Source organism: Streptomyces sp. ADMS, from assembly GCF_033441795.1.
GTDB lineage: Bacteria > Actinomycetota > Actinomycetes > Streptomycetales > Streptomycetaceae > Streptomyces.
The window spans coordinates 9,091-14,871 of record NZ_JAVFVX010000146.1 but is presented as its reverse complement, the minus strand read 5'-3'; the positions used below and the strand labels follow the sequence as shown (position 1 = coordinate 14,871).

Genomic DNA, 5,781 nt, shown 5'->3' with positions numbered 1-5,781 from the left:
TAGAGCAGCTGACTCTTAATCAGCGGGTCCGGGGTTCGAGTCCCTGGCGGCGCACGTTGTCGATTGGCGAGGCTGTTTACGAACAGCCTCGCCAACGTCGTTTCCGGACCCCCTGCACCCACACCACCGGGGCCATTCCCACGGTCGTCGTCGTGGCTCAGTCGGCGGCCGTGATCTGCACCGTCCACGCCCCCGAAGCCGTACGCCCCTCCACCTCGACCCGCACGTTCTCGCCGGGCACCGTGAAGCTCTCGCCGAGGGCGACGGGCGCGTCCGCGAGGGGCGGATAGACGGAGTCCTCCCAGCATGCCTCGGTACGCGGATGGGCGTCGACCACCTCGACCGGACCCCCACCCGACTCCGCCCCGCCGTGCACCCGGTAGACGAGCACTCCCTGCGTACAGGTCGTGCTGTCGTTGCCCGTCGCCCCCCGCGCCTCGAAGGCGAGCGCCCGGTCGACCCCGGTCCGCACCACGGCCAGCTTCACCCCGCTCCCCTGCCCGAAGACCGGCGCACCCGCCACCCCCGTACGCCCCTCGTCATCCGCATACGCACGTGCGTATGCGGTCGCCGCCGGATGCGCCCCCAGCGATTCCAGGGTCAGCCGCGACGAACCTCCCCCGCGCACGCACACCACCTGGCGCGGTTCCAGCCACCCGAGTTTCCACTTGTGCCAGGCGAACAGATCCGGCGCCAGGCCGAACTGGCTGCCCATCAGGTCCCAGTCGCCGACGTACGTGTCCCAGTCACCCTTTCCGTCCACGGGCCGGTGGTAGAGGTCCGGCAGGTCGAAGACATGGCCCGTCTCATGGGCGAGGACCAGCCGGTCCGGCGGATGCTTCTCGAAGACGGTGACGACCCGGCGGATGTCCGTGCCGTCGGCCCGCAACGGCACGTCCAGGTTGACGACCTTCGTCGCGTCGGAGTCGACGCCGGGCGCGTCCGGGTCGGCCACGAAGTAGACGATGTCGTAGCGTGAGAAGTCGACCTCGCGGTCGGCGGCGGCAAGCGCGTCGCGCAGATAGGCGGCGCGGTGGGCGGCACTCCAGTCCCGCTGTATGGCGTACGCGGTGGACGGCTCCGGCATCCGGATCCAGTGCCGGAGCGGATGCGGGCGCAGCGTGAACTTGCCGTACGAGGCTCGGGCGAAGAAGTCGCTGGTGGCCGGGAAATGATCGGCGGCCAGTTCGGCGGGGGTGGTCCGTGGCGGTGCGTCCGGGAAGGAGAGGAACAGCATCACGGCGTCGAGGGCGCGGGACGGGCGCGGATAGGCGGCGTTCCAGGTGTCCAGGCCCTCCGAGTGGTGGGCGTCGGTGCGCTGCAGGGCGCAGGGCTGCGCCGAGAAGGGTTCCGCGACCGAGGGGCCGGCGATGAGAGAGGTGGCGGCCAGGGCCGTCATGGTGGTGAGTACGGCGGCCGTGCTGCGCAGTCGGGGGCGCGCTCCGGCGCGCGCGAGCCCCTTGATTCCCGTCAGGGCGTCGTATGTGAGCCCCTTGAGGGGAAGCTGACGCGGCACGCAGACCTCCGGACACGAGTTTCGGGGGACACCGCAACCAGCCTGTGTGATCTTGCGCTTGTATGCCCTGTTTGTCTGCACCAGAAGGGTGATCGGGGAGCCATCGGGCAGGTGACCAGGGACGTTCAGGGGCGAGGGGGCAGGCGACCAAGCATGCGAAGGCTCACCCTTCGTGGAGCGACACCCCGAATCACTCACAGAACGTCACATGCGATCGAGGGCGAAGGAACCCGTCCAGGCGCGGGCAGAAACGATCTGTCAGAACCACCGGTCATTCATGGACACTGGACAGTGGCTGGAAGGGCTTGGGGCCAGCCTCTATGATCGGCACACTTTCCTGGCACTTCCCTGACACTTTCCTGCACGGACAAGGCCAGGGCGGCGGCTTGCCGCCCGGTCGGCCACCCGACGGGATCCATATGAAGACCGAGTGCACTGCGGGAGCGAGCGGTGAGCGGAACGTCCGAAGGGCCGGCGCCCGCGGTAGATCTCGTCCGGCCGGCTGTCACAGAGAGTAACATCGGCACGTCTTCCACGTCGTCCATGCCTTCTACGTCGCCTATGTCGTCCATCTCGTCCATGTCGACACCCCCTACAGCTGCGGGCTCGGGCTCGGGTTCAACTGCGGCTGCGGGCTCGGGCTCGGGTTCAACCGCGGGCTCAGCCGCGGCTGCGGACAGCGCCTTGTTGCCGGCCGCTTTCGCGGCGGCGCCACTGGCGATGGCCGTGGTGGACCGCGAGGGCCTGGTCGTCGCGGCGAACGAGGCCCTGGGCACGCTGCTGGGCATCGGCCCGGAAGTGCTGGCGGGGAAGGTGGCCGCCGATCTGGTGGACCTGGCGTCCGACACGCGCGCGTGGCACGCGTACCGCGAGGTTCTGCGCGGCCGACAGGCTCGGCTTCGCTGCACCCGCCGCCTCAAACACCCTGACGGATACTCCCTTTGGGCCCAGGTCACGGTCGCACCGCTGCCGACGGAGGCGGCGGGGGCTTCGAAGACTCCTGGGACTGCGGGAGGTTCACGGAACGGGCAGGGTCCGTCGGGAGCCCAGGGGTACGGAAGCCGGGGCGTCCTGCTGTCCGTGGCCGACATCAGCGCGCGCCGTGAACTCCAGGCGCGGCTGCGGCACTTGCAGATGCACGACCCGGTGACCCGGCTGCCCAACCGCGCGCTGTTCTTCGAGCGGTTGTCGGCGGCACTGGAGGCGGAGTCGTACGAGCAGAGCGGGACGGGCCGGATCGGCCTGTGCTACCTGGACCTCGACGGCTTCAAGGCTATCAACGACACCCTCGGCCATCGCGTCGGTGACCGGCTGCTCGCCGCCGTGGCCGAACGGCTCACGCGGTGCGCGGAGGAGGCGGGCCTGGCCCGGCGCAACCCGGGCGCCGTCGCCCCGCTGGTGGCGAGACTGGGCGGCGACGAGTTCGCGCTGCTGGTCGAGGACTCGACGGGCACCGAGCAACTGGCCGACCTGGCCGAGTCGGTGCTGAAGGCGCTCCAGCTGCCCTTCGACCTCGCCGGTCAGCGGATGTCCGTCTCCGCCTCCATCGGCGTCGTGGAGCGGCATGCCGCGGGCACGACGCCCACGGGTCTGATGCAGGCCGCGGACACGACGCTGTACTGGGCGAAGGCCGACGGCAAGTCCCGCTGGACGCTCTTCGACCCCGAGCGCAACGCCCACCGAATGACCCGTCAGGCCCTGTCCTCCACCCTCCGGCCGGCCATCGAGCGGGGCGAATTCGCCCTGGACTACCAGCCGTTGGTGGGCATGGAAGACGGCCGCGTGCACGGTGTCGAGGCGCTGGTGCGCTGGCACCACCCGCAATTCGGCACATTGACGCCGAATCGGTTCATCGGACTGGCCGAGGAGGACGGTTCGATCGTGCAGCTGGGGCGCTGGGTCCTGGCCACGGCCTGCCGTCAGGCCCGCCGCTGGCAGCTCGAACGCCCCGACGAGCCACCGATCTTCGTGAGCGTGAACGTCGCTGTGCGTCAGGTCTGGGACTCCGACCTGGTGGCGGACGTGGCGGGGATCCTCGACGAAACCGGCCTGCCGGCACGTCTGTTGCAGCTGGAGCTGACGGAGTCGGCGGTCATGGGCTCCGCCGGCCGGCCCCTCCAGGCACTCCAGGCACTCAGCGACATGGGTGTGGGCATCGCGATCGACGACTTCGGCACGGGGTACTCGAACCTGGCCTACCTCAGCCGGCTGCCGGTGTCAGTACTGAAACTGGACGGTTCTTTCGTGCGGGGGTTCCAGTACGAGGGTGAGGGCGTCGCGCCGAACCCGGCCGACGAGATCGTCGTCGAGGCGATGATCCAACTCGCGCACCGACTGGGGCTGACGGTGACCGCGGAGTGCGTGGAGACGGCCGCCCAGGCCGGCCGTCTGCGCCGTATCGGGTGCGATACGGGGCAGGGGTGGCTGTATTCGCGGCCGGTGGGGGCGGATCGGATTTCCTTGCTGATGGGGGGGTTGGTAGCTGCTCGGCAAGGAGCCCGCACGAGGCCGGAGTAGTTCGATCGCGTGATCGTCCGCTTGCGGGCTTGCGGTGCCCTGGACTGATCGGGCCGATCGGGCCGACGTGATGGTGCGACCTGGGACACCGGGTACGGCGTCTGGGGATATTCCCTCCGGGGGAGTACAGGGACCCTGCTCCACCAGAGGATGGCCAGGGGCCTCCCCGTCGCCTCCGGCCGCGGGGGCCTCCCGGGCCCGGATCACGCACAGGATGCGTGTCGCCGCCCGGGGTCGAGAACGCTGGGACTGTGGCGCCCCATCTGGGGGAACGCCCAAGACCGTTCGGGGCGCGCGACTGAACGGACGCACCCCCAGCCCAGGTTCCAGGAACGGTAGTACGTGTCGGCAGAGGTTGTCTGTCGGTAGGGGTTGTCCGCTGATGCTCCGTCAGGCCGTGTCGACGCGTGTGGGCATTCCGTAGGCGTCCGCGATGAGTTCGTACGAGCGCAGGCGCAGTTCACCCCGGTGGGCGTGGGAGACGAGCATCAACTCGTCTGCTCCCGTGCGCTTTTGCAGGTCGTCCAGGCCTGTGCGGACCTCGTCCGCCGTGCCGTGGATGATGTTCGTCATCCAGGAGCTGACGAACTCCCGTTCCATCGGACTGAATTCGTACGCCTCCGCCTCTTCCGGGGACGGGAACAGGCCGGGGCGGCCGGAGCGCAGGCGGGCCATGTTGAGGCCCATCGCGAGGACCTGACGGCGGGCCTCTTTCTCGTCGTCGGTGGCGAGTGCGGAGACGCCGATCAGGGCGTAGGGGGTGTCCAGGATCTCGGAGGGCTGGAAGGACTCGCGGTAGAGGTCCAGGGCCGGGACGGTGTTCTGCGCGGAGAAGTGGTGCGCGAAGGCGAAGGGAAGGCCCAGGGCACCGGCCAGGCGTGCGCTGAACCCGGACGAGCCGAGCAGCCAGATGGGCGGGCGGTGGGTGGACTGGACTCCACCCGGGGACGTCGACTGGACCGGGCCGGGGATGGCGTGGATGCGGCGGTAGGGGTGTCCGTCGGGGAAGTCGTCGTCCAGGAAGCGGGTCAGCTCCGCGAGTTGCCGGGGGAAGTCGTCGGCGCCTTCGTCGAGGCGCTCGGTCCGGCGGAGGGCTGCGGCGGTGGCGCCGTCCGTGCCCGGGGCCCGGCCGAGGCCGAGGTCGACGCGGCCGGGGGCCATCGCTTCGAGGGTGCCGAACTGCTCCGCGATGACCAGGGGGGCGTGGTTGGGGAGCATGACTCCGCCGGAGCCGAGGCGGATGCGGTGGGTGTGGGCGGCGAGGTGGGCGAGGATCACGGCGGGCGAGGAGGAGGCTACGCCGGGCATGGAGTGGTGTTCGGCGACCCAGTAGCGGTGGAAACCGCGGGATTCCGTGAGACGGGAGAGGGCGACGCTGGTCTGCAGGGCTTCGGTGGCGGTGTGGCCGGAACCTACGGTGACCAGGTCGAGGACGGAGAGGGGGGTGGGGGCGGCGCCCTGTGCCTTGCCTCGGATCTCGTCTGCCGTCGTGTCTGCGGTCACGGTGGGTGCCTCCTGCGGGTTTGTGCGGTGCGGTGTCCTCCGGGGTGGAACAGGAGGGGGGCTCCGCTTATTCCCCGGAGGGGGATTCTCGCCCCCTCCGCCCCTACCCGTCCCATCCTGTACCTGGGGGCTGCGCCCCCAGACCCCCCTCCGGCCCTGAACGGGCCTTGTCCTCAGACTCCCCCAGAGGGGCTGGGAGCAACGGCCCACACCAAAGGGGCACCACCTGTCTGCAGGAACGGCGG

General features: G+C 70.0%; 3 protein-coding genes. 1 reads left to right on the top strand and 2 read right to left on the bottom strand.

The annotated features are described in order from the left end of the window. Nucleotides 1-157: 157 nt before the first annotated feature. Nucleotides 158-1,516 carry a M6 family metalloprotease domain-containing protein gene (locus RB628_RS36115; RefSeq protein WP_318324866.1) on the bottom strand — a complete coding sequence of 453 codons (1,359 nt, stop codon included), beginning with the start codon at nucleotides 1,514-1,516 and terminating at the stop codon, nucleotides 158-160. A 720-nt stretch (nucleotides 1,517-2,236) separates the two neighbouring features. On the opposite strand from RB628_RS36115, the gene RB628_RS36110 reads away from it, so the two are divergent. Next, on the top strand, nucleotides 2,237-4,033 hold the full coding sequence (locus RB628_RS36110; RefSeq protein ID WP_412180780.1) for a putative bifunctional diguanylate cyclase/phosphodiesterase: 1,797 nt from the start codon (nucleotides 2,237-2,239) through the stop codon (nucleotides 4,031-4,033). A gap of 390 nt (nucleotides 4,034-4,423) precedes the next feature. Here the strand turns inward: RB628_RS36110 and RB628_RS36105 are convergent, their stop codons facing one another. Continuing rightward, nucleotides 4,424-5,536, bottom strand: coding sequence for an LLM class flavin-dependent oxidoreductase (locus RB628_RS36105; RefSeq protein WP_318324864.1), 1,113 nt, complete (start codon nucleotides 5,534-5,536; stop codon nucleotides 4,424-4,426). Between the last annotated feature and the right edge of the window lie 245 nt (nucleotides 5,537-5,781).